Source organism: Thalassovita mediterranea (genome assembly GCA_019448215.1).
In the GTDB taxonomy this organism is placed as follows: domain Bacteria; phylum Pseudomonadota; class Alphaproteobacteria; order Caulobacterales; family Hyphomonadaceae; genus Henriciella.
Genome location: CP080408.1, coordinates 850,125 through 870,093 on the forward strand (window position 1 = coordinate 850,125; position 19,969 = coordinate 870,093).

At 61.8% G+C, this 19,969-nt stretch carries 22 protein-coding genes; 7 read left to right on the forward strand and 15 right to left on the reverse strand.

All coding sequences use genetic code 11. The features are described 5' to 3' along the window. Positions 1 to 65: 65 nt before the first annotated feature. A complete protein-coding gene (locus KUV46_04085; protein ID QYJ01580.1) occupies positions 66 to 890 on the forward strand; it encodes an arylamine N-acetyltransferase in 825 nt (274 codons plus the stop codon). A 37-nt stretch (positions 891 to 927) separates the two neighbouring features. On the opposite strand, the gene KUV46_04090 is transcribed toward KUV46_04085, so the two are convergent. Further along, entirely contained in the window at positions 928 to 1,878 is a 951-nt protein-coding gene (locus KUV46_04090) for a hypothetical protein (protein ID QYJ01581.1), read from the reverse strand. A gap of 84 nt (positions 1,879 to 1,962) precedes the next feature. After that, entirely contained in the window at positions 1,963 to 2,685 is a 723-nt protein-coding gene (locus KUV46_04095; protein ID QYJ01582.1) for a hypothetical protein, read from the reverse strand. A gap of 122 nt (positions 2,686 to 2,807) precedes the next feature. On the opposite strand from KUV46_04095, the gene KUV46_04100 reads away from it, so the two are divergent. Beyond that, a complete protein-coding gene (locus KUV46_04100) occupies positions 2,808 to 3,788 on the forward strand; it encodes a prolyl oligopeptidase family serine peptidase (GenBank protein ID QYJ01583.1) in 981 nt (326 codons plus the stop codon). A 9-nt stretch (positions 3,789 to 3,797) separates the two neighbouring features. Here KUV46_04100 and KUV46_04105 read toward each other — a convergent pair whose 3' ends face one another. The 4 genes from KUV46_04105 to KUV46_04120 form a co-directional block, all read right to left on the reverse strand. Further along, positions 3,798 to 4,697: a hypothetical protein gene (locus KUV46_04105; GenBank protein QYJ01584.1), complete on the reverse strand. Its 900-nt coding sequence runs from the start codon at positions 4,695 to 4,697 to the stop codon at positions 3,798 to 3,800. A gap of 99 nt (positions 4,698 to 4,796) precedes the next feature. Further along, complete coding sequence (locus KUV46_04110; GenBank protein ID QYJ01585.1) at positions 4,797 to 5,495, reverse strand: amino acid racemase; 699 nt, start codon at positions 5,493 to 5,495, stop codon at positions 4,797 to 4,799. 49 nt (positions 5,496 to 5,544) lie between these two features. Next, a complete protein-coding gene (locus tag KUV46_04115; protein ID QYJ01586.1) occupies positions 5,545 to 6,576 on the reverse strand; it encodes a hypothetical protein in 1,032 nt (343 codons plus the stop codon). A gap of 137 nt (positions 6,577 to 6,713) precedes the next feature. Further along, positions 6,714 to 7,136 (reverse strand): DUF1801 domain-containing protein, encoded by a 423-nt coding sequence (locus tag KUV46_04120; GenBank protein ID QYJ01587.1) that lies wholly within the window; start codon positions 7,134 to 7,136, stop codon positions 6,714 to 6,716. Between the two features lie 51 nt (positions 7,137 to 7,187). Here KUV46_04120 and KUV46_04125 point away from each other — a divergent pair, with 51 nt between their 5' ends. Next, positions 7,188 to 7,949 carry an SDR family oxidoreductase gene (locus KUV46_04125; GenBank protein ID QYJ01588.1) on the forward strand — a complete coding sequence of 254 codons (762 nt, stop codon included), beginning with the start codon at positions 7,188 to 7,190 and terminating at the stop codon, positions 7,947 to 7,949. A gap of 82 nt (positions 7,950 to 8,031) precedes the next feature. Here the strand turns inward: KUV46_04125 and KUV46_04130 are convergent, their stop codons facing one another. Further along, positions 8,032 to 8,784, reverse strand: coding sequence for a dienelactone hydrolase family protein (locus KUV46_04130; GenBank protein QYJ01589.1), 753 nt, complete (start codon positions 8,782 to 8,784; stop codon positions 8,032 to 8,034). A 147-nt stretch (positions 8,785 to 8,931) separates the two neighbouring features. Between KUV46_04130 and KUV46_04135 the strand changes: the two genes are divergently transcribed. Then, positions 8,932 to 10,656 (forward strand): alpha/beta fold hydrolase, encoded by a 1,725-nt coding sequence (locus tag KUV46_04135; GenBank protein QYJ01590.1) that lies wholly within the window; start codon positions 8,932 to 8,934, stop codon positions 10,654 to 10,656. Here KUV46_04135 and KUV46_04140 read toward each other — a convergent pair. From KUV46_04140 to KUV46_04150, 3 genes are all read right to left on the reverse strand, one after another. Next, a complete protein-coding gene (locus KUV46_04140) occupies positions 10,653 to 11,090 on the reverse strand; it encodes a hypothetical protein (protein ID QYJ01591.1) in 438 nt (145 codons plus the stop codon). The genes KUV46_04135 and KUV46_04140 overlap by 4 nt on opposite strands. Before the next feature lie 126 nt (positions 11,091 to 11,216). Beyond that, positions 11,217 to 11,765 carry a pseudouridine synthase gene (locus KUV46_04145; GenBank protein QYJ01592.1) on the reverse strand — a complete coding sequence of 183 codons (549 nt, stop codon included), beginning with the start codon at positions 11,763 to 11,765 and terminating at the stop codon, positions 11,217 to 11,219. A 99-nt stretch (positions 11,766 to 11,864) separates the two neighbouring features. Then, positions 11,865 to 12,548 carry a hypothetical protein gene (locus tag KUV46_04150; protein ID QYJ01593.1) on the reverse strand — a complete coding sequence of 228 codons (684 nt, stop codon included), beginning with the start codon at positions 12,546 to 12,548 and terminating at the stop codon, positions 11,865 to 11,867. 179 nt (positions 12,549 to 12,727) lie between these two features. On the opposite strand from KUV46_04150, the gene KUV46_04155 reads away from it, so the two are divergent. Further along, the gene (locus tag KUV46_04155; GenBank protein QYJ01594.1) at positions 12,728 to 13,120 is read left to right on the forward strand and encodes an MAPEG family protein; all 393 of its coding nucleotides are present in this window, start codon (positions 12,728 to 12,730) and stop codon (positions 13,118 to 13,120) included. 18 nt (positions 13,121 to 13,138) lie between these two features. Here KUV46_04155 and KUV46_04160 read toward each other — a convergent pair whose 3' ends face one another. Beyond that, a complete protein-coding gene (locus tag KUV46_04160; protein ID QYJ02343.1) occupies positions 13,139 to 13,474 on the reverse strand; it encodes an arsenate reductase in 336 nt (111 codons plus the stop codon). A 177-nt stretch (positions 13,475 to 13,651) separates the two neighbouring features. Between KUV46_04160 and KUV46_04165 the strand changes: the two genes are divergently transcribed. After that, positions 13,652 to 13,861, forward strand: coding sequence for a hypothetical protein (locus KUV46_04165; GenBank protein QYJ01595.1), 210 nt, complete (start codon positions 13,652 to 13,654; stop codon positions 13,859 to 13,861). A gap of 150 nt (positions 13,862 to 14,011) precedes the next feature. Here KUV46_04165 and KUV46_04170 read toward each other — a convergent pair whose 3' ends face one another. From KUV46_04170 to KUV46_04185, 4 genes are all read right to left on the reverse strand, one after another. Further along, the gene (locus KUV46_04170; protein ID QYJ01596.1) at positions 14,012 to 14,248 is read right to left on the reverse strand and encodes a DUF2164 domain-containing protein; all 237 of its coding nucleotides are present in this window, start codon (positions 14,246 to 14,248) and stop codon (positions 14,012 to 14,014) included. Beyond that, on the reverse strand, positions 14,245 to 14,991 hold the full coding sequence (locus KUV46_04175) for a phosphodiester glycosidase family protein (GenBank protein ID QYJ01597.1): 747 nt from the start codon (positions 14,989 to 14,991) through the stop codon (positions 14,245 to 14,247). Before KUV46_04175 ends, KUV46_04170 begins: the two co-directional genes overlap by 4 nt. 155 nt (positions 14,992 to 15,146) lie before the next feature. Next, on the reverse strand, positions 15,147 to 17,027 hold the full coding sequence (locus KUV46_04180) for an ABC-F family ATP-binding cassette domain-containing protein (protein QYJ01598.1): 1,881 nt from the start codon (positions 17,025 to 17,027) through the stop codon (positions 15,147 to 15,149). 32 nt (positions 17,028 to 17,059) lie between these two features. Further along, on the reverse strand, positions 17,060 to 17,941 hold the full coding sequence (locus tag KUV46_04185; GenBank protein ID QYJ01599.1) for an acyl-CoA thioesterase II: 882 nt from the start codon (positions 17,939 to 17,941) through the stop codon (positions 17,060 to 17,062). A 137-nt stretch (positions 17,942 to 18,078) separates the two neighbouring features. Here KUV46_04185 and KUV46_04190 point away from each other — a divergent pair, with 137 nt between their 5' ends. Then, positions 18,079 to 19,863 (forward strand): long-chain-acyl-CoA synthetase, encoded by a 1,785-nt coding sequence (locus KUV46_04190; protein QYJ01600.1) that lies wholly within the window; start codon positions 18,079 to 18,081, stop codon positions 19,861 to 19,863. Positions 19,864 to 19,969 lie beyond the last annotated feature (106 nt).

Consider the following 19,969-nt stretch of genomic DNA (forward strand, 5'->3'; position numbering starts at 1 on the left):
TTCGGAAAGGGGGCGGCGGCAAGCATGGCTTGCCTGGCTGAGTATGGTCCGGCATCTACCGGGCGATGACGCTGGATCTTGCCGCCTATCTCAATCGCATTGGCTTTAATGGCCCGGTGCGGGCCGACCTTGAGACGCTGAATGCGCTGCACGCGGCGCATGTGAATGCGGTGCCGTTCGAGAACCTTGATGTGCATGCCGGGCGCCCTGTGCCGCTGTCGCTGGAAGCCGCTTATGAGGAGATCGTCACCCGCGGCAAAGGCGGCTGGTGCTATGAGATGAATGCCGTCTTTGGCTGGGCGCTGTCGGAGATCGGGTTCGAGGTATTGCGCCTCAGCGCAGGGGTGCGGCGGGAGGCGCTGGGCGATGAGGCGATGGGCAACCATCTGGCGCTGCTGGTGCGGCTGGAGCGCGACTATCTCGCCGATGTCGGGTTTGGCAGCTCTCAGGTGCACGCCATCGCGCTGGAAGAAGGCGTGAGCGACCATGCCCCGGTGCGCATGGCGCTCGCGCGGACCGATGACGGCTATTGGCGCCTGCATGAAGGCGGGCCAGGTGCGACTTTCAGCTATGACTTCAGGGCAGAGCCTGCCGATGAAGCCCTGCTGGCGGCGCGTCACGAATGGCAGATCACCGACCCGAACAGCATTTTTTGCAAGACGCTGAGCGCCAAAATCCGGCGCGGGACGACCTATTACATGCTGCGCGGGCGCATGCTGGAAACGCAGATGCCGGGGCGCAGCACGCAGCAGGTCATGGACACGCCGCAAGAGCTGTCAGCCGTGCTGGACGAGGTGTTCGGCCTTGAGGAGCCGGAGCTTGAGGCGCTCTGGCCAAAAATCTGCGCACGTCACAAGCAGCTCTTCCCGCATGCGAGCGGCCGGCTTTAGGCGTTCGCCTCAAACTTCGTTGTGTGGAGATGGGTAATCAGCCGGCCTCGCTCCGAATTGCATGGGCGCGCCGCCTTATGTCGGCAATGCTGGTGCCAGACTGCGCCCCACCCGCCTCAGAACCCGCCGGAAGCCTGTCGTAGGCGTCGAGCTGGCTAAGGGCAGCCTCGGCCAATTCTCCGGCGAGGCCGTCCGGGGCGGGCGATCCGTCTGGCAGGGGACGGTTTGGATAGGTCTTTGCGAATTCGGCTAGTTGTAAATAGTATTGCGCGAGCGCCTTTGCGATTGGCTGACCCGCGCCCTCACACCTGTCACGCAGCAGATTCAGCCGGTAAGCATTCGGCAAGCCGGGTACGATCCTGCCCTGCTGATCGAGCTGCTGCGCCAACTGACGAAAATAGTCGTACTGGGTCTCCAGCTCGGCGGCCAACAACACCGATGACGCATAAGGACAGGCCTGCTCATCCGGACCGTCAAAACCGGTATCGTAAATGCTCTCAAGCATTCGCTCAAACATGGTCTTAACCACGAATCCCTGCAGGATCTGCTTGGCGAGGTCGATCTGGGACGCGCGCGCTCTGCTTTGTGCTTCAGCCCGTTCTTCCGGCGGTGTGCCCTTGGCGTAAGGCCAGCTTTCAGCCGTATCGTCAGCCATCCAGCGGCGTTCAACATTTCGCAGGGCATTCGACGCAAAGACAGCTTGCCGCGCAACGCCGTCCGAGTCTGTTTCAAAATCGATGAGCAGCCAGGCCGCCATAGCGAGGCGCAGCTGGACCTCAATTTCGCCGGGACACGCCGAATGCAGTGACTGAATCTCGCCATGCAGCGTCTCCGGCCGGCCGCTATCGGTCGGCAGACTTTCGATCCTGTCCAGCACATCCGTTATCTGCTGAAAAGCATCTTCGGGGCACGTCGGTTCGCTTGCCTGCGCGCTGGCGGCAAAAGGCAGGCTGACAAGTCCCAGCGCGGTAGCAATTGATCTGATCATGAGCGTCCCCTCTCTGCATTCCGAAACGGTAGGGCGATGCCCGCATGGTCTCAAGTCGCCGCCCGGCGTAGGACAGCCCGGGGTCTAGGCATTGGCTTCAAACTGCGCCGTGTCGACAGCGAACCAGAGCGTATCGGCATGGGCGAGGAGCTCGCCTTTGGCCGTGTAGAGCGCTGTGCCTGCGAAGTGCTTGCGGCCTTTTCCGCCCGTGCGCCATGAGGCGATGATGAGCGGCTCGCCGACGGGCGGGCGGGTGAGGATGTTGGCGTTCATCTCGCCCAGAAGCGCACGGTCCACATCTGGCAGGGAGAAGCCTCCGGGGCAGTCGAGCGCGCTCCAGATGATCTCATCGCGAACGAGGCCGTTATCGCCTGCAAAGGTCTCATGCGGGGTCCAGATGGTGGCGGCGGTTTCAGGGTCTTCGAGCTGGCCGCAGAAGATGCGGAGGCCCTCGCCCGGCTCACGGCCGCGCCCGCAGACGAAGCAGACCGATAGCTCACCCGCGCCGAAGGGACGGGGACGTTCGCTTGCTGCCTTTGCCGCTTCGAAAGACGGGGCCGGGCGGGGCACGATGGAGGCCGCTTCAGGCCGCGCCGTCATGATGAGCGTGTCGCCTGCGTGAAGCGTTGCGGTTTCGCCATCGCGCGTCAGGCTGAGCGGCGTTTCCAACGGAATGGGCGCATTGATGCGGATCGTGTAGGGGCCGTTGAGAAGCTGCGCCATCAGGCCCGCTGAATAGCCGCCATTGCCGCTGCCGGGCGGACCATTGAACTGTTTCGGGATGGTGATGGTGGCGGGGGCGGTCATGGCGGTCTCCGTGTGGCAGCCCGCCCGCGCTATCCACAAATGGTTGAGCTTGCAAGTGGACCGCAGGGGCGCCCTGTGCGAGGCCGGACGTCTATTGAAGCCCGAGTACGAGGAAGCACCTCATGTCCTTTTCCATTCGCCCGCTGGGCCTTGCCGTGTGCCTTTCGGCGGCGCTGATCCTGCCCGCCTGTCAGTCCGTGCCGGAGGCCGCCCCAGAGACAGTTGTCTCGCAAGGCGCCTTGGACGAGGTCATCGAAATCCGGGAAGACGGGCTGATCGCCAATTATTACCCGGCCATGCGCGCCGATGCGCCCGGGCCTGCAATCTTAATGTTTGGCGGGTCTGAAGGGGGATTGAGCGAGGGTGTCGTTCGCGATGCCGAAGCGCTGCGGGCCGAGGGCTTTCACGTGCTGCACCTGTCTTTCTACCGGTATGAAGGGCAGGAGCAGAACCTTGAAATGGTGCCGCTGGAGCGGTTTGACCGGGCGCTGGACTGGCTGCTTGCACGCGATGAGGTCGACGAAGGCCGGGTCGGCATATTCGGCACGTCAAAAGGCGCCGAAGCAGCACTGATCATGGCGAGCCGGAGACGCGAGATTGACGGCGTTGTCGCCATCGTGCCGTCCAGTGTCTCCTGGACAGGCATCAATTGGGACTTTGACGGGCGCGAACCAGAAGCCTCCTGGTCCCTTAATGGCGCGCCCTATCCTGCCCTGCCCTATGGCGAATTCGATTACCAGACCGGGCTCTATTCGCTCTATGCCAATGGGCTGAAAGCCGTCTCCGAGCATGAAGACGCGGTGATCGCTGTAGAAGAGAGCGATGCGCCGATGCTGCTCATCTGCGGCGGGTCAGATGCGCTGTGGCCAAGCTGCCCCATGGCGGAAGCTATCGATGCGCACGCCGAAGCGATGGACGGACCAGAGGTGACGGTGCTTGCCTATCCAGAGGCTGGACATGGCGCAGGCGGCCTGCCCGCCGAGACGCTCGATCCTGAGACAGCGGATGAGGCGCTCGACTGGGGCGGGACGCCAGCCTCTAACCGGGCCGCGCAGCAGGATAACTGGCCGAAGACGGTCACCTTCCTGAAAGAGGCGCTATAGCGCGCCCCGTCAGCCGCCCTCTTCGCCGGCAATCTGCGCGGCGAGGGCGTCGGCCTCTTCCTTGATGAAGGCATTGTCGGCGACGAGCGCCGTGTCCATGGCGGCGATTTCAGCCTGCGCTTGCTCGATCAGGGTGGCCGCGAGCGTTTCCGGTGGGGCTGAGCCATCCGGCATCGGCACGCCGGGATTGGCGAGCGCCCGTTCTGCAAGCTGCGTCAGGAGAAATGCGCGCACGAGGCGCACATCGTCGGCGACAATCTGGCAACGGTCACGCAGGACGAGAAGCCGGTAGTCGCCCGGAATGATGGGCAGCGTCACGCTATCTGCCGGGTTGCCATCCAGCACGCCCATGATGCCTTCCAGCTGGGCGCGTGCCTCGATCTGCGCGATATGACCATACTGGTAGGGGCAGGTCTCATCCGGCCCATCGAAGCCCTGATAGTAGCGCCCGCTTCCGATCGCGCGCAGGATGGTCGGCGCGATGAAGCCCTCGATGACGGGTGCGAGGCGCTCTGTCTCTGCAAGGCGTTGTTCTACGGCAGCTTCGTCAGGACCGGCAGCGCCCCAGATGGCGTCTTCGTCCATCCAGCGCGCCTCTATCGACTGGACCGCGTAAAGCACGAAGGAGGCCGCGCGATAGCTGTCCTCACGCGCGGCATGGTCAGACATTTCCCAGGCCGTTTCGGCGGCGATCAGGTCGGTTTCGAAAGACTGCGAGCATTCATTTTCGAAGCCGACCACCTCTTCAAAAAGCGGCTCCCACTCATTGCCGCTTTCCTCAAGCGCCTCGGCGCGGGCGAGCAATGCCTCGCCTGTTGCCACCGGGTCTTCGCCGCAGAGGCTTTCCTGCGCGGTGGCCGCAGAGAAGCTGGTGAAAGCAAGGAAGAGGACAGTAAGCGTAGCGCGCATATGGGACATCCGGTTCGTATCCGAGTGACGGGAGCCTAAGCGAATTCGCAAGCGCCCGCCACAGACGCTCTCACCAAGCGCGGCGGGGCTTTGGGCGGATCACTCGTCCTTTGCCATCCAGTCATTTATGGCGTCGGCGTGAATATGGGTGGTGGAGAAAATGGGTAGCGGCCCATCGCCCTCTGACAGGATCATGCAAAGCTCTGTGCAGCCAAGGATGACGCCGTCTGCGCCTTCGTCTGCATAGCGGGTAATCATGGCCGTCAGCTCATCGCGGGAGGTGGGCTTCACTACGCCGTTCACGAGCTCATCGAAGATCACGCGGCCGATGAGGTTCCGGTCGTCTTCGGACGGGATCACCGGCGTGCCGGGGAAGCGCTGGGCGAGCGCCGGGGCGAAGAAATCGCCGCTCATTACCCATGGCGTGCCGAGCAGGAGCGGACTGGCGATCCCTTTCGCCATCATCGCATCCGACAGGCTATCGAGCATGTGGATGACAGGCAGCCCGGTCGCCTCCGCCACGGCATCAGCGGCGACATGTGTCGTGCCGGATGTGATAGCGATAGCCTCTGCTCCAGCGGCTTTGAGGGCGTTTGCGCTTTTGACGACTTCGGCGCGGAAAGCGTCCCAGTTCTCGTCATGATAGTGGCCAATCATCACGCCGTAATCGAGCATGAAAAAGATGCAGCGCGCCGAATGCTGACCGCCATGGCGCGTGCGCGCATGAGCATTGAGCAGCTCGTAATAGATTTTCGTGGCTTCGGGGCTGACCCCGCCAATGAGACCGATGAGAAACATGAGGAGGGTCTAGGATGGACCCGGCGCCATGAAAAGCGGGGAGCAACCGTCAGTTTGCGTTCAGCCAGTCCAGCCAGGCGGCCTCAAAAGCGTCCAGAGTTTGCGGCAGGCCGCCTGCTTCGCCTGAGACAAGCCAGCTTTCGAAATTGCCGCCGGCGGCATGATGTCTCGTTATCGAAGCAAAGACCTGCTCGTCGCCGGTTTTCTCCATAAGGAAATCGGCGAAGAGGCGGGCCTGCCCGTAAAAAGCGGGAGCGGCCGCGCCGCCAGACGCGCGCAGAAAGGCTTCGGCTTCCTCGCCGCTCAAGAACATTACGCGGCCCGCAGTGCCGGGCGCATCCTGATCGGCGGTATTGGCCGACTGCTGCAACTGCCTGGCCGCGCCCGCAGACGGGTGCACCATGCTCAGATATGTCGTCAGGTCCTTCAGGTGTTCATGCTTGTGAGTCTCGTGAAAGGACTGGCGGCGCTTGTCAGCGAGGGACGGCGTTTCGAGGAGGACCGCAGCGGTCTCATCAAGCCAGTCCGGGGCCCATCCACCATAGCCGTGACCGGTCTGTCTGGCCGCGTCTTCGGGCGTGAATGCCGCCATGAACCACAAATGGCCAAGCTCATGGCGAAGGGCGCCGCTCTCCTGATCGGCGAGCCCGCTATCCTGAGGGTCTGGCGTAGAGATCTGAGCCAGGGCCTGCCTGATCGCAGCGTCGCGCACGCTGTCCGGCAGGTCCGCAAGCTGGCGGCGGATGCTCTGCTCTTTCATGCGGGCGCGGTCGCTTGCCGACAGCCAGGGCAGAACCGTGTTGATGCCTTCGCCCTCGAGACGCGCTTTCAGGTCTGTCGAAACCTCACCGCCGCTGACAATAGCGGCCGGGCGAGGTGCGACACCGAAAAAGGTTTCGAACTGACGCGACGCTTCGTGCGCCGACGCGAGCATGGCAGGTGCCACGTCTTCAGGCGCGAGAACCACGATGTTGCCGCTTGCAAGGCATGGGTCCGGTAGCGCGGCGCAGGCCTGATCGACGCCCGCCTGCGCGTGCGCCGCCCCCACACACAGTACCAGCCCAATCACTGGGGCTGCCATCCAGCATTTTGCAACCATCACGAAACCCTTTGACTACATATGTAGTCTTTCGTGATAATTACAGATGTAATCTATGGCAAGCTTGTTTTTCTATGCGCAGTGCGGGGCGCGCGCTCAGGGCCCGGAGGCTTAGTCTCCTAAAGCTTGTAGGTCAGCGCCATGGCAATGCAGTGAGCGAGCTCGTCCCGAGGCAGTTTCTGGTCGAGCGGCAGGGCGATGGCGCGCGTGCCTTCGAAGGTTAGGGTGTCGCCATAGCGCTCACGCCAGCGCGCGACGAGGTCCGTCTGGCAATGGACAAGCAGGCGGACGATGCCCGGGCTCGATGGCTTCCACCCCAGGCGGACAGGGGTACCGCTGCGCGCCGCAAAGCTCGGCTCGCCCCATTTCAGACTTTCGGATACTGCGCCGACCCCGTCGGTGCGAGCGGCCGTTTCAAGCACAAGCTCGCGCAGCTCAATCCAGCGACGACGCACGTCATCCGGAACTGCGTCGAAGGCGCTGCGTAGCTCCTGGCGAAGCGGCGCGGCGGGCTTTGCCTCTGCGGGCGTCGATGGCGGCATGCATGGTCCCTCCCTGCCTGCCTTCATACCAGACACGCGAAAGGAAGACGAATGAGCGATACCAAGACAGTCATTATCACAGGCGCCGGGTCCGGCATCGGTGAGGCGACGGCGAAGCGGTTTTCGGGCGATGGATGGAATGTCGTTCTGAACGGACGCACGAAAGAGAAGCTGGACAAGGTGGCAGGCGATCTGCCTGCTGAGCGCACGCTGGTTGTGTCTGGCGACGTTTCGAACGCCAATGACGTCTCGCATCTGATCTCTCAGACCGTAGAGAAATTTGGCGGCATTGATTGCCTCATCAACAATGCGGGCGTCGCGGAAATGGGCGAGCCGGGCGACCTGTCGCTGGAAGATTTCGAGAAGATCATGTCGATCAATGTCACCGGCATCTTCCACACGGTGACCGCCGCCCTTCCTCATCTGAAGACGGCAAAGGGCTCTATCGTGAACACCTCGTCCGTGTCCGGCATTGGCGGCGACTGGAGGATGTTTGGCTACAACACGTCCAAGGGCGCGGTCTCGAACATGACGCGCGCCGTGGCGCTCGACCTTGGGAAGTACGACGTGCGCGTGAATGCCGTCGCACCGAGCGTGACGAAGACCGAAATGGCCGAAGGCATCCATTCGGACGAGGACAAGATGGAGAAGGTGCGCGCGCGCCTGCCGCTTGGCCGGGCCGCAGAGCCAGAGGAAGTGGCGAGCGTTATCGCCTTCCTGGCCGGACCGGATGCTGCCTTCGTGAGCGGGGTTATCCTGCCGGTCGATGGCGGGCTTTCAGCGTCCAACGGTCAGCCGAATTTCGCGGCATAGCCAGAAGCAGAAAAGGCCCGGCGCCTAGAGGACTTTCCCCTCGGCACCGGGCCTTTGATTTTGGCAGACGGGTTGGGGGCGACTAGTCGTCGTCGCCTTCAAGATAGCGTTCCGTGAAGTCCATGAACGCGTCCCAGCTCTTCTTGTCAGCAAGCTCCTGATAGCGGTCCGAGCCGAAAACGGTCCAGGCATGCGGCGCGCCTGAATAGATCTGGACCTCATAGGTTACGCCATCGGTTTCCAGCTGGTCGGCGAGGTCTGCGGCAAGACTGTTCGGGATGCCGCTATCGGCGCCGCCATGCATGACGAGGATGGGCGCTGAGGTGGCCGAGTAGTTGGCACCTTCAGGGGCATCCAGGCTGCCATGGAAAGTGGCATAACCTGCGATATTCTCACCCTGACCAGAGCGGGCAAGCTCCAGCGTTGCGCCGCCGCCGAAGCAGTAGCCCATGAGAATGACATTGGTCTCACCGGAGGCTTCACGCGCCTCAGCAATGCCGCCAAGGATGCGGGCACGCATCATCTCGCGATCATTGTAGAGCATACCGACCTGCTCCTTGCGGGCATCGGTCGTCGCCGGACGATTGCCCTTGCCATAAAGGTCGATCGCGAAGGCGTCATAGCCCTCATCAGCGATCATTTCGACGCGGGTCATCTCATACTCATCAAGGCCGCCCCAGTCATGGATGATGACGACGAGGCCTTTGGACTCGCGCGTGGCCTCAGCAAGGTAGCCTTCATAGGTCGCGCCATCGACGGTGTAGTCGACGGTCTCGCCGGCCTGGGCGGCGAAGGTGAAGGCTGTGGAGGCGGCAAGAGCTGTGAGAAGGCGCATGGCGGTTTCCCTTTCTGAATGAGTGAACACTCCGAGAGCTAGGGCGCAGCCCGTTCCCGCCAAATATGAAGCGTTCCGAAATCCCCCTTGCCAGCGGCCCCGTGCTTGCTGCAACCTTAAGGCGGGCCAGCAGCTTTGAGACTTCTCATGGCCGAGACGACGACGCAGTCGAGATATTTTGAACTCCTGGGCCGGGCCTATGAGATACCGCTCGAGAGCGCGGGTTTTGAAGATTTTCTCGATGCCGCCCATGACTTCTTCTGCGCCGATCCGGAGACGGGAAAGGTCGCCGAGGATGTGGCGAAATTCACCCCCGAAGGCGTCGAGGACCATACGAGCCGTCTGGAACGAATCTTCGATGTGGCGCTGAAGGCAGAGGCCCACGAAGCTGAAACGGATGCGCGCTATCATAGCGTGCTGCGGGTCGCGCCGGGAACGATGCAGGTTGATGGGAATGAGGCCGCCGTCGCCCTGCTGGGCTGCACCCTGCCCCGGCCGCTGGACGAGTTGCCCTTCGATCATGAAGCCCTCGCTCAGGTCCGCGAAGCGCTTTCTGAACCTGCACGTGAAGACCGCATCGTGCTTGCGACAGTTGAGGGCAGCGATCCGCGCCCATGCCTCGCCCTTGTCCAGCCGGGCCGCTCGGAGAGTGCCGAAGCGCGCATTTCTCTATCCTTTATTCACTGGTCTGACGGGCTGATCGAGCGGCTTGGCAATGCGCTGGGTCTGACGGAGTCTGAGACCGAAGTCCTGCAAGGGCATCTCGATAACAAGACGCCGCGCGAGATTGCCGAGGATCGCGGACGCTCACCCGAGACGATCAAGGTGCAGGCCAAAACCATCCTGCGGAAGACGGGCTGCGCGCGTATGACCGATGTGGTGCGGCTGGCGGCCAGCATGTCCTACCTTCTGCGCAAGATGCCCGATGAGCGCCAGTCGAGCCTCGATAGCTGGGCGACACCCATGCGGGCGCTGAACCATCTCATGCGTGAGGGGCGCAAGGTTGCCTATTACCGGCATGGGCCGAGCGACGCGAAGACGGCGGTGCTGTTTTCCCATGCCCTGATACAGGGGCCGTTCTTTGCGCCGGCCTTCCTCAACAAGCTGGCCGAAGCCGGTGTGCGTCTGCTTGCCCAGTCCCGGCCGGGATATGGCTATACGGACCCGCCAGAAACAGCCGAGGACTTCGAGGCGTATACGGTCGCCGATGCACTGGCGATGCTGGAGGCTGAAGGCGTGAACGAGGTCCATGTGGTGGGCCATCAACTCGGCACCAGCCATGCGTTTCGGATCGCGCGCGCACTTGGCCCCCGCGTCCGGTCGCTGGTCCTGATCAACGGAGGGATCCCGCTTCAGGAGAAGCATTATGCCAGCATGGACAGGCGTGTGCGGTTCGCCGCCATGGCGACGCGCCATGCGCCGTCTATCCTCAAGATGAGCAATTCTCTTGGCATACGGAGTTTCAGGAAAAAGGGGGTGCGCGCCTTCCTGATCGACCGGTATACGCGCTCCGAGGTCGATATGCGGGCGCTTCTGATGCCCGGCGTCATGGAGCTCCACGCCAACGGGACATTCCACGCCTGCGAGCAGGAAGGCATCCCGTTCTTTCTGGATGAGAAATCAAAACATTCGGACTGGTCGGGCGACACTGAAAACCTGGCCTGCCCGCAATACTGGTTGCAGCCGGAAGACTGCTCGATCCTGGACCCGGAAGCGGTCCGCGAATTCGTTGGGAAGTTGCGCGGCGCCCGGTTTGAAACCGAGCCGGGCGCCGGCGCCATTATGCTGTATCAAAGGCCTGAACGGGTCGCTCACTTCATACTGGATGCAATCAGCAACACGTCCGACACGGGCCGGGCAGACAGCCCCTAGCAGCCCTTGCCAGCATATATCCCCATTAGCGCTGTGCGGCGCAGTTCTGCCGTGCGTGCATTTTCGGCCTGACGCTCGGCCTCTGCCTGCGCGGTTTGCTGCGCAAGCCCCCCTGCAGCATTTGCTGCAAAGCCCAGTCCCGGCACGCGGCCGAGGGCGCCGCTATAAAGCGCGGCATTCGTTGCAAGACCGGCTGCCGTGCTGGCCGCTGCGCCGGATGTCTCGGCGTTGCGGGCACTCTGGTCGGCTTGCGCCATATAGGTGTCCATGCTGGCGATCTCGGTGCTGAGCGCCTCACAGCTCATGTCGGCGTCGCCCGGCTGGCTCGCGACAAGGCGCGGCGTCAGCTCCTGAGAGCCGCCAAGCGACGTGGTGGTCGAACAGGCCGTTGCAGCAAGTCCGGCAATCGAAACGAGAATGATTTTCCTGAGCATTTTGCTTCCCCCTGAAACTGAAGTGAATGCAATAGATCAGGGGATTTTTTGGCCCGCATCACCCTGCCGGGTTATATGAGCGAAAATTATCGAGAAATTTGCTGGAAGAGGCCCGGTGCTTGCGTGCTAGCGGGACACTTCGCGCCATGTACCGGGTGCGAGACCGTCCAGGGACCGGTCGCCGATGCGAATACGGATGAGGCGCAGGGTCGGGTGACCGATTGCTGCCGTCATGCGCCGGACCTGCCGGTTCTTTCCTTCCCGCAGACCAATCTCAAGCCAGCAATCGGGCACCGTCTTGCGGTAGCGTACGGGTGGATCCCGCTCCCACAGTCCTTCAGGGGCATCAACCTGCTTTACTTTCGCAGGACGGGTGCGGCCGTCCTTGAGATCCAGGCCGCGGCGAAAGGCTTCTAGCGCCTCCGGCTCAGGCAGGCCTTCGACCTGGGCCAGGTAGGTTTTCTCGGTCTTGTGACGCGGATCGGCAATCCGGGACTGGAGACGCCCATCATCAGTGAGCAGGAGCAGGCCCTCGCTGTCCCGGTCGAGCCGACCCGCAGGATAGACGCCCGGCAAATCTATAAAATCCGACAGGGTCTGGCGGGGGCTTCCCTCTGTTCCCTTGTCGGTAAACTGGGACAGGACGCCAAAAGGCTTGTTGAAGGCGATGAGCATGAGCTTGGCTATCGCGCCTGACTGCGCGCGTTTCAATGGGATAAGACATGAAAAAGCCCGCCAATGAGGCGGGCTTTAACGAGGTAGATATCCAAATGATTACGAAGCGTCGTAGGTCATCAGGTACTCACTGAGCTCAATGTCACCATCGCGGTCGGCGTCATACTTGCCGAAGAGATCGTCGCCGACATTCGAGCGGTTCTGCCAGTCGCTCCACTCGGACTGCGAAATCATGCCGTTGCCGTCACCATCGATGCTGAGGAAAAGCTGGACGGCCATTGAAGAGCCTAGCTCATTGCTTGGCACGGACGTGGAACTCGTGCGGACGAAGTCTTCGGTTTCCGCTTCAGTTGTCTCGACGTTCTCGGTCGTGGTCGTCGTGGTGTCCGGTTGCGTCATGTCCGACGTATTGGTGTCGTTCATGGTTTCGGTGTCCATCTCGGCCGTGTCGTCAGACGTATAGGTGCGCGTCGTTGTACGTGTCGTAGACGTGGTGGTTGGCGGCGTTGGGCTTTCGGTCTGCTCCATGTCGCTTTCCGTCGTCATCTCGACATCGGCGCTGGTTTCAGCTTCAGTTTCGGGATCCACGATCGTCTCGGCCGGGAACGCTGTAGGGGCTGGTGCGGTGTCGACTTCAGAAGTGGCCTCGGTCGAGGTCTCATTATCGACATCGGTTTTCATCGTTTCGGAATTGTCGTCTGAACCTTCCATATGATTGTCAGCGAAAGCGGGACTTGCCGCCAGGATAGTGGTCGTCGCGAGTGCGGTGATGAACTTCTTCATTTGTTTCTCCTAATTTCTGTAGGGTCGCTTGATTAACGGACCGCGCGCCATTGGCGTTCCGAATCAATTTCGAGCCACCTCCGGCAAGGGGTCTCAAGAGAAACGCTTGACCAGCTTGCGCGGTTCGGCGGAGATATCGGCATGCGCGCGGCAGACGCGCACAGCGAAGGGGAAACGCCATGACATCTATCGAAGCCGCCATTCTTTATGCTGGCCTGTTCATCATCCTGTTCATCCTGCTCAAGGTGAATGTCGGCAGGGTGCGTTCAGCCGAGAAGATCATTTTCGGCGACGGCGCGAATGAGCGCCTGCAGCGCGCCCAGCGCGTGCAGGGCAATGCCGTCGAGGATGTGCCGGTCACGCTGATCGGTATTATGGGGCTCGGGGTCCTGTCAGCGCCGGTTTTGCTGATCCACGGGCTTGGCGCGCTATTCCTGATCGGCCGTATCCTGCACGCAGTCGGTCTTGGCGGCTCCAGTGGGGGCAGCCCGGGCCGCATGTTCGGCACGCTGCTGACCGCCATCGTGATGCTAGTCACCGGCGTGAGCTGTCTCTGGTTCGCGCTATTCTAGAGGGCTGACGGCGCCAGCCTAGAAGACGGCCTGAACGTCGCTCGTCCAGCCGACATAGATATCGGCGCCGGTCTCGATCACCGGACGCTTGATCAGTGTCGGGTTCTGGATGAGCAGGGCCTTTGCCTTGCCCTGTTCGACCTCGGACTTCTCTTCGGTGGAGAGGCCGCGCCATGTCGTCGAGCGCTTGTTGACGAGCTTGTCCGGGCCGACAGCCTCCAGCCAGAGCGGGACTTTTTCCTGCAGATCGGCGTCCTCGCGAATGTCGACCAGCGTGACGTCATGGCCGTCGGCGTCGAGCGCCGACATCGCTTTCTTGCAGGTGTCACAGTTCTTCAGGCCATAAAGCGTCAGGGCTGCCATCAATCTATCCTTCCGGTTGAGGTTTATTCGCCTGACAGGAGATGGGGGATATGCCGGGCAAAGTCCAAGCTTGCGCGTCGGAACTAATACCTTAATAATGTGTTAGGATTTTGAATGAAGCCCGTAGCGGGTGGCTGTGGGCGTTCCCGATCCAAGAGGGCTAAGCTGATGGGTAAATTTCTTTCCGGCCTGATCGTTCTGATCGCCGCAATCTTTCTGATCATCCTGCTGTACTTCCGCATTGCAGAAGGCTCCTTCGAAGGTGCTGGTGAGCGCATGGACCAGTTCCTTGGCGCAGCTGCTGAAGAAACCGGGGAAGCCACGCGCAACATCGTCAATGAGGCCGATGAAGCGCTTGAAGGCGACAACGAGTACTAGGTTTATTCAGGGCTGATGTCCGGCCCTGCAATTCAGCGCATCGCCGAAGCCTGCAGCGCCAGGCTTCGGCATCGCTTGCTGACAGTATGTATTGGTTTCAGGGCGGCGCTGCATTCGCGGTGGCCGCCCTTGATGCATTGGGGGACCTGATCAGTCTTCCTCGATATGGACCTCTCCGTCGAGGTCATCGAGCTTGACCTGAAGGTGTACACGGACATCCTCCACGGCCTGATTGTAGACAGTGGGGCCGAGCGTACGCAGCATGAGGTCGAGGATCTCACCCGCGCGAAAGTCACTCAGATTTTCATCGAAGCTGGAAGCAAAGAGCGACTGGAGATGCGCGACAAGGGCGCCGCGTCGTTCGTCAGAAAGCTCTATCTTTTTCATCTTTCCACCACACCGACGATTGGCCCCATATCGGCGCCCTGCTCATCACGGCTCATGGCCGGGGCATAGATGCGGGAGACCTGCCCATCGAGGAAAAGCGCGTCCGGGACTTCGAGCCGCTCACGGAAGAGGCTCGCAAAGTCGTGGAAGGTGACGAGCGTGTCCGAAATGGCAAAGTGGACCGTACGTCCATCGGCGCTGACGCCGACACCGTTGCGGCGCTTGCGGGAGGTGCCGTCGGGGTTGAGCGCCGGGTGTATCTCGCCATCGATGACCAGCATCGGGCCGGACTGGGTGGCGTATTCGGGGTCGCGATCTTCTTCCAGATAGGCTTCGGACACGGAAATCCCGGCGCGCCCATCCTCCAGCCAGAAGACGCCGTTCGGCTTCATATGGAAGTTGCCGGGCCCTTCATTCGTGTTGACGCTGGCACGGTCGCCATCCTCGGCGCGCAGATAGCCGACGGGCTGGCGGTCTTCGTGGTACATGCCGCCATTCATCGCGAAGACGAGCGTTTCGCCGCGCGCTTCCAGCGTGTCAGCAAGCGTGTTGAACTGGAGGTACTGGCCAGCCTCTCCATCGGCATAGAAGAGGCGGATATCGTCGCGGTCAGCGCGGAAGGTGCAGACAGTGTAGGGCAGTGAGCGGAAGGTAACGGAGCGGCAGTAGTCGCCGCTTTCTTCTGGCAGGGCGACATCGCAGGCAGAAAGCGCCACCGCTGCGGCGAGCAGGGCGATGATCATGGCCGGCGCTTTTGCTCGTGTGCGCAATTGATATGGCCCTTCTGCCGGTTTGGGCGCGGCCGGGGCCGCTATCGTGGACAGGGTATGGAGCATCGCTGGCTGGCGAAAGGCTCCAAACTCAGATTGGCGAGCAAGCCGTGGCCGAATTATGGCCTTCAGGCGCTGGCGGCTGCTTCAAACTCTTCGCTGGCCGCGAGCCATGTTTCTTCTGCCGTATCGAGGGCGGCATTGAGCCGATCGCGCGACTTGCCGAGGGCCACCGCCTTCTTCGGGTCGGTGTCGTAGAGGGTCGGGTCGGCAAGCTCTGTATCGATGCCGGCAAGCTCCTTGCGGATCTTTTCCATCTCGCGCTCGGCCGCTGAGATACGCTTGCGGATGTCGGCGGTGGCGCGGCGGATTTCAGATTCTGAACGCTTCGGCGCGGGCGGCGGCGCGGGCTCGAATTTCGCGTGCGGCGTGTCGGTGCGCGTCTTGTCTGCTGCAAGCACAAGCGCACGATAGTCGGACAGGTCGCCATCATAAGGCGCAGCGCGGCCTTCATTGACCAGCCAGAGCCGGTCCGCCGTCGCCTCAGCGAGGTAGACATCGTGCGTGATGAGAAGGACAGCGCCTTCATAATCGTTGAGCGCGTGGATGAGCGCTTCGCGGCTGTCGATGTCGAGGTGACTGGTCGGCTCGTCGAGGATCATAATGTTCGGCTTCTGCAGCGCCATCAGACCGAGCAGTAGCCGCACTTTCTCGCCGCCCGAAAGCTTCTCGACCTTGGTCTCGGCCTTGTCCCGGTTGAAGCCGATATTGGCGACGATGGAGCGGACCTGCCCATCGGTCGCGGTCGGGCGCAGGCGGCGGACATGGTCGAGTGCATTGTCGCCTGCGGAAAGCTCATCGAGCTGGTCCTGGCTGAAATAACCGACATTGACCTTGGGCGCCGCGACGCGGTTGCCCTCGAGCAGTTTGAGGCGCCCGGCTATGGATTTGACGAGGGTCGATTTGCCCTGCCCGTTTGCGCCGACGATCGCGATCCGGTCATCATTATCGACGCGCAGATGCACACCGCGCAGGACCGGGTGGCCCTCTGCATAGCCGAGCGCGGCGTCATCCAGCACGAAAAGCGGTGAGGCAAGCTCTTCCGGCGTCGGGAAATCAAATGCATGCGTGCGGGCTTCGAGCGGGATGACGATATCCTGCATCCGCTCCAGCATCTTGATGCGGGACTGGGCCTGCGTCGCCTTGGAGGCCTTGGCGCGGAAGCGGTCGACAAAGCTCTGCAGGTGGGCGCGTTCCTTGTCCTGCTTGGCCTTCTGGGCTTCGAGCTGGGCGAGCTGTTCGGCGCGCTTTTTCTGCCAGCTGTCATAATTGCCGGGATGGACAAAGAGCTTGAGGTTCTCCAGCGCCAGGATGTGCGTCACGGAGTTATTCAACAGCTCCCGGTCGTGGCTGACGAGCAGCACGGTGTGCGGGTATTGCTTCAGATAGGTCTCAAGCCAGGCGGCGCCTTCAAGATCGAGATAGTTGGTCGGCTCATCGAGCAGCAGCAGGTCAGGTTCTGCGAAAAGAACACCTGCGAGCGCGGCGCGCATGCGCCAGCCGCCGGAGAATTCCTTACAGGCGCGCGAAAGGTCTGACTGGGCGAAGCCGAGGCCAGTAAGGATGGTCGATGCGCGCGCTTCGCCCGACCAAGCGTCGATGGCGGTGAGACGCTCATGCACATCGGCAAGCTCTTGCGGATCGGTGACGGTCTCAGCCTCCTCCATGAGGCGGGCGCGTTCTGTGTGCGCGGCGAGGGTTTCGTCCAGCAGGGTGCGGTCAGACGCTTCGACCTCTTGTGCGACCCAGCCAAGGCGGGCCGCCTTGCCGATACGGATCGCGCTGTCGGCTTCGTCGCCGGACTCACGGATGAGGCGCAGCAGCGTCGACTTGCCGGTGCCGTTGCGGCCGATGAGGCCGACTTTCCAGCCAGCCGCGAGGGTTGCCGAAGCGTCCTCCATCAGCGTGCGGCCCTGAATCCGGTAGGTGAGACTGTCGATCGTAAGCATGGATGGCCTGCTAGGCCGTCAGGCCAGCGACATCAATCCTTCTTGCGCGGCTTGAGCTTGCGCATGAGGCCTTCCTGCACAGTCGAGGCAACGAGTTTGCCGTCGCGCGTATAGATGAGGCCGCGATTATAGGAGCGGCCATTACCCGCCTTGGGGCTATCCATCGCGTAGAGCAGCCACTCATCTGCGCGCACCGGCGCGTGGAACCAGATGGCGTGATCGAGGCTGGCGGTCATCAGTTCCTTGTTAATCCAGTGCAAGCCATGCGGGCGCAGGCTGGAGCCAAGGAGGTTCATGTCGCTAGCCCAGGCCACGAGGCAGTGCTGCATCGCAGGCGACGCCTCGACCTTTCCGTCGGTGCGGAACCAGACATAGTTCACGTCTGACTTCGGCTTTGGATTGAACGGGTTGAGACCGCTGATTTCCTTCATCTCGAAGGGCTGTGGGCGCATCCAGTGTTTCAGCTGTTCGTCCGAGATCTTGTCCTTGAACTGCTCGGCAAGCTGCTGGCGGGACATGAGCTCTTCAGGCTGTTTGACCTCTGGCATCTCATGCTGGTGGTCCCAGCCATCCTCGTGAACATGGAAGGAGGCCGACATGTTGAGGATCTGCTGGCCGTGCTGGATGGCAACGACGCGGCGGGTGGTGAAGCTGCCGCCATCGCGGGAGCGGTCGACCTCGTAGATGATCGGGATTTTCGGATCGCCCGGCCGGATGAAATAGGCGTGCAGGGAGTGGCAGAGGCGGTCTTCACCAACCGTGCGATAGGCCGAAGCGAGCGCCTGCGCGATCACCTGCCCGCCATAGACACGCTCACGTCCGGCCTCTTCGTCAGGAGTGATACCCCGAAAGAGGTCAACCTCGAGACGCTCGACATCGAGAAGTTCTAACAAACCGGAAACGGCATCTGTCATATTCGATCGTCTTTCCCATCAGACCTTAACCAAGGCGCGCTTATCACTCCCGGCGGTGACTGAAAACAGGCGCGCCGGAGAGAAGCAGCGAGAACAGACTGCACCCCCGCGCGCCAGAGGCAAGGGTGTTGATGGTGATGAGACTGCTCAAATCTGCCGTGCGTGAGGCCAAAACTGTGCGCATCCTCCTGCGCGCGAAGAAATGGCTCGACCCGATCACGAATGAATCGACCGAACTTCTGGCCGATGATCTCGAGGCCGCTGTTGATTCCTACCGCGAAAACCTTGCCTTCATCTTCGAAGGACGGACAACCAGCTACGGCGAGCTGGACGAGCAGGCCAACCGCTTCGCCCATTGGGGCCTTGAGCAAGGCCTGAAGGCGGGCGACACGGTCGCGCTCTTCATGGAAAACCGGCCTGACTATGTCGCGGCCTGGTATGGCCTGTCCAAGATTGGCGTCGTGAGCGCGCTGGTGAATTCAAACCTGACCGGCGAGGCACTGGTTCATTCGCTGAAGACGGTTGAGCCGAAACTGATCATTACGGGCGCCGAACAGGACCGCGCGATGCGCTCGCTGGAAATGGTGCAGGTCCGCCAGCCGGTCTGGACGCTTGGCGGGGAGGTGGGCACACCGCTCGATAGTGAGCTGGCAGGTCAGTCTTCTGAGCGCCCGGACCGCAGTCACCGCGCACATCTCACCAATGCCGATATCGGCTTCTATTTCTACACATCCGGCACAACCGGCCTGCCCAAGGCTGCGAAGATGTCGATCGCGCGCGTGCGCAACATGATGCGCAGCTTCATCTCGCCGCTTGAGATGGGCGAGAAGGACCGGGTCTATATCACCCTGCCGCTCTATCACGGCACCGGCGGTCTCTGCGCCGTGGGTATCGCGCTCTATACAGGTGCCTCGGTCCTGCTGCGGGAGAAATTCTCTGCCAGCCGCTTCTGGAATGATTGCGCCGATTTCGGCGTGACCACGATTGTCTATATCGGTGAGCTCTGCCGCTATCTTCTGAACCAGCCTGCCCATGCCAAGGAGCGCAAGCACAAGGTCCGCAAGGGCTTTGGCAATGGCCTGCGCCCGGAGATCTGGGGCAAGTTCAAGTCCCGCTTCAAGATCCCGACCATGATCGAGTTCTATGGCTCGACCGAAGGCAATGTGAAGCTGATGAATTTTGACGGCGAGACCGGCGCCTGCGGTCGCATCCCGCCTTACGCCGCGAAATACTTCGACCATATCGCCTTTGTGAAAGTCGATCCGGAAACCGAAACGCCGCTTCGCGATGAAGATGGCCGTTGCATCCGCGCCGGACGCGGCGAGACGGGCGAAGCCCTCGGCCGTATTGGCGAGGACATGACGACCCGTTTCGAGGGCTATCACGACAAGCGCGCGTCCGAAGCCAAGATACTTCGCAATGTCTTCGAAGAGGGCGATGCCTGGTTCCGGACCGGCGACCTGCTGCGCCAGGGTGATCATGGCTATATCTACTTCGTCGACCGACTTGGGGACACGTATCGCTGGAAAGGCGAGAACGTCTCCACCAATGAGGTCGCCGACGCGCTGGCCGGTGTGCCGGGCGTTGAGACGGCGAATGTCTATGGCGTGCCGATCCCGGGGACGGACGGCAAAGCCGGCATGGCGTCTATCACCACCAGCGGCTATCTCGATTACAAGGACGTGCTGGACAAGCTGTCGTCTCGCCTGCCGAAATATGCGGTGCCCGTTTTCATCCGCGAACAGCAGGAAGCCTCGACGACGACGACCTTCAAGTATCGCAAGAGCGACCTTGTGAAGGACGGTTTCGATCCTGAGCGCGCCGGTGAGAAAGTCTGGTACTTCGACTCCGAGACCGGGACGTACGAACTGGTGACGCCAGAGACCTATAAGAAGATCGCGTCGGGTGGGGTGAAGTTCTAGCTGGCCGCCCCCTTCGACCCGCATTCGCGGGCCACTTCCCCCGCACGCGGGGGAAGAAGAACCAATGCTAGTGTACCGCCATCCTCCCCCGTTCACGGGGGAGGTG

Coding starts and splice junctions, on each gene's coding strand:
- KUV46_04130 (QYJ01589.1), bottom strand. CDS start 8,784: ATGCGCCTTCTCACAGCTCTTGCCGCCTCCACAGCCTTCACCTTCGCC.
- KUV46_04175 (QYJ01597.1), bottom strand. CDS start 14,991: ATGATCATCGCCCTGCTCGCCGCAGCGGTGGCGCTTTCTGCCTGCGAT.
- KUV46_04115 (QYJ01586.1), bottom strand. CDS start 6,576: ATGGCAGCCCCAGTGATTGGGCTGGTACTGTGTGTGGGGGCGGCGCAC.
- KUV46_04145 (QYJ01592.1), bottom strand. CDS start 11,765: ATGCTCATCGCCTTCAACAAGCCTTTTGGCGTCCTGTCCCAGTTTACC.
- KUV46_04180 (QYJ01598.1), bottom strand. CDS start 17,027: ATGCTTACGATCGACAGTCTCACCTACCGGATTCAGGGCCGCACGCTG.
- KUV46_04135 (QYJ01590.1), top strand. CDS start 8,932: ATGGCCGAGACGACGACGCAGTCGAGATATTTTGAACTCCTGGGCCGG.
- KUV46_04105 (QYJ01584.1), bottom strand. CDS start 4,697: ATGCGCGCTACGCTTACTGTCCTCTTCCTTGCTTTCACCAGCTTCTCT.
- KUV46_04165 (QYJ01595.1), top strand. CDS start 13,652: ATGGGTAAATTTCTTTCCGGCCTGATCGTTCTGATCGCCGCAATCTTT.
- KUV46_04155 (QYJ01594.1), top strand. CDS start 12,728: ATGACATCTATCGAAGCCGCCATTCTTTATGCTGGCCTGTTCATCATC.
- KUV46_04090 (QYJ01581.1), bottom strand. CDS start 1,878: ATGATCAGATCAATTGCTACCGCGCTGGGACTTGTCAGCCTGCCTTTT.
- KUV46_04110 (QYJ01585.1), bottom strand. CDS start 5,495: ATGTTTCTCATCGGTCTCATTGGCGGGGTCAGCCCCGAAGCCACGAAA.
- KUV46_04095 (QYJ01582.1), bottom strand. CDS start 2,685: ATGACCGCCCCCGCCACCATCACCATCCCGAAACAGTTCAATGGTCCG.
- KUV46_04185 (QYJ01599.1), bottom strand. CDS start 17,941: ATGACAGATGCCGTTTCCGGTTTGTTAGAACTTCTCGATGTCGAGCGT.
- KUV46_04140 (QYJ01591.1), bottom strand. CDS start 11,090: ATGCTCAGGAAAATCATTCTCGTTTCGATTGCCGGACTTGCTGCAACG.
- KUV46_04100 (QYJ01583.1), top strand. CDS start 2,808: ATGTCCTTTTCCATTCGCCCGCTGGGCCTTGCCGTGTGCCTTTCGGCG.
- KUV46_04170 (QYJ01596.1), bottom strand. CDS start 14,248: ATGAAAAAGATAGAGCTTTCTGACGAACGACGCGGCGCCCTTGTCGCG.
- KUV46_04085 (QYJ01580.1), top strand. CDS start 66: ATGACGCTGGATCTTGCCGCCTATCTCAATCGCATTGGCTTTAATGGC.
- KUV46_04125 (QYJ01588.1), top strand. CDS start 7,188: ATGAGCGATACCAAGACAGTCATTATCACAGGCGCCGGGTCCGGCATC.
- KUV46_04150 (QYJ01593.1), bottom strand. CDS start 12,548: ATGAAGAAGTTCATCACCGCACTCGCGACGACCACTATCCTGGCGGCA.
- KUV46_04120 (QYJ01587.1), bottom strand. CDS start 7,136: ATGCCGCCATCGACGCCCGCAGAGGCAAAGCCCGCCGCGCCGCTTCGC.
- KUV46_04190 (QYJ01600.1), top strand. CDS start 18,079: ATGAGACTGCTCAAATCTGCCGTGCGTGAGGCCAAAACTGTGCGCATC.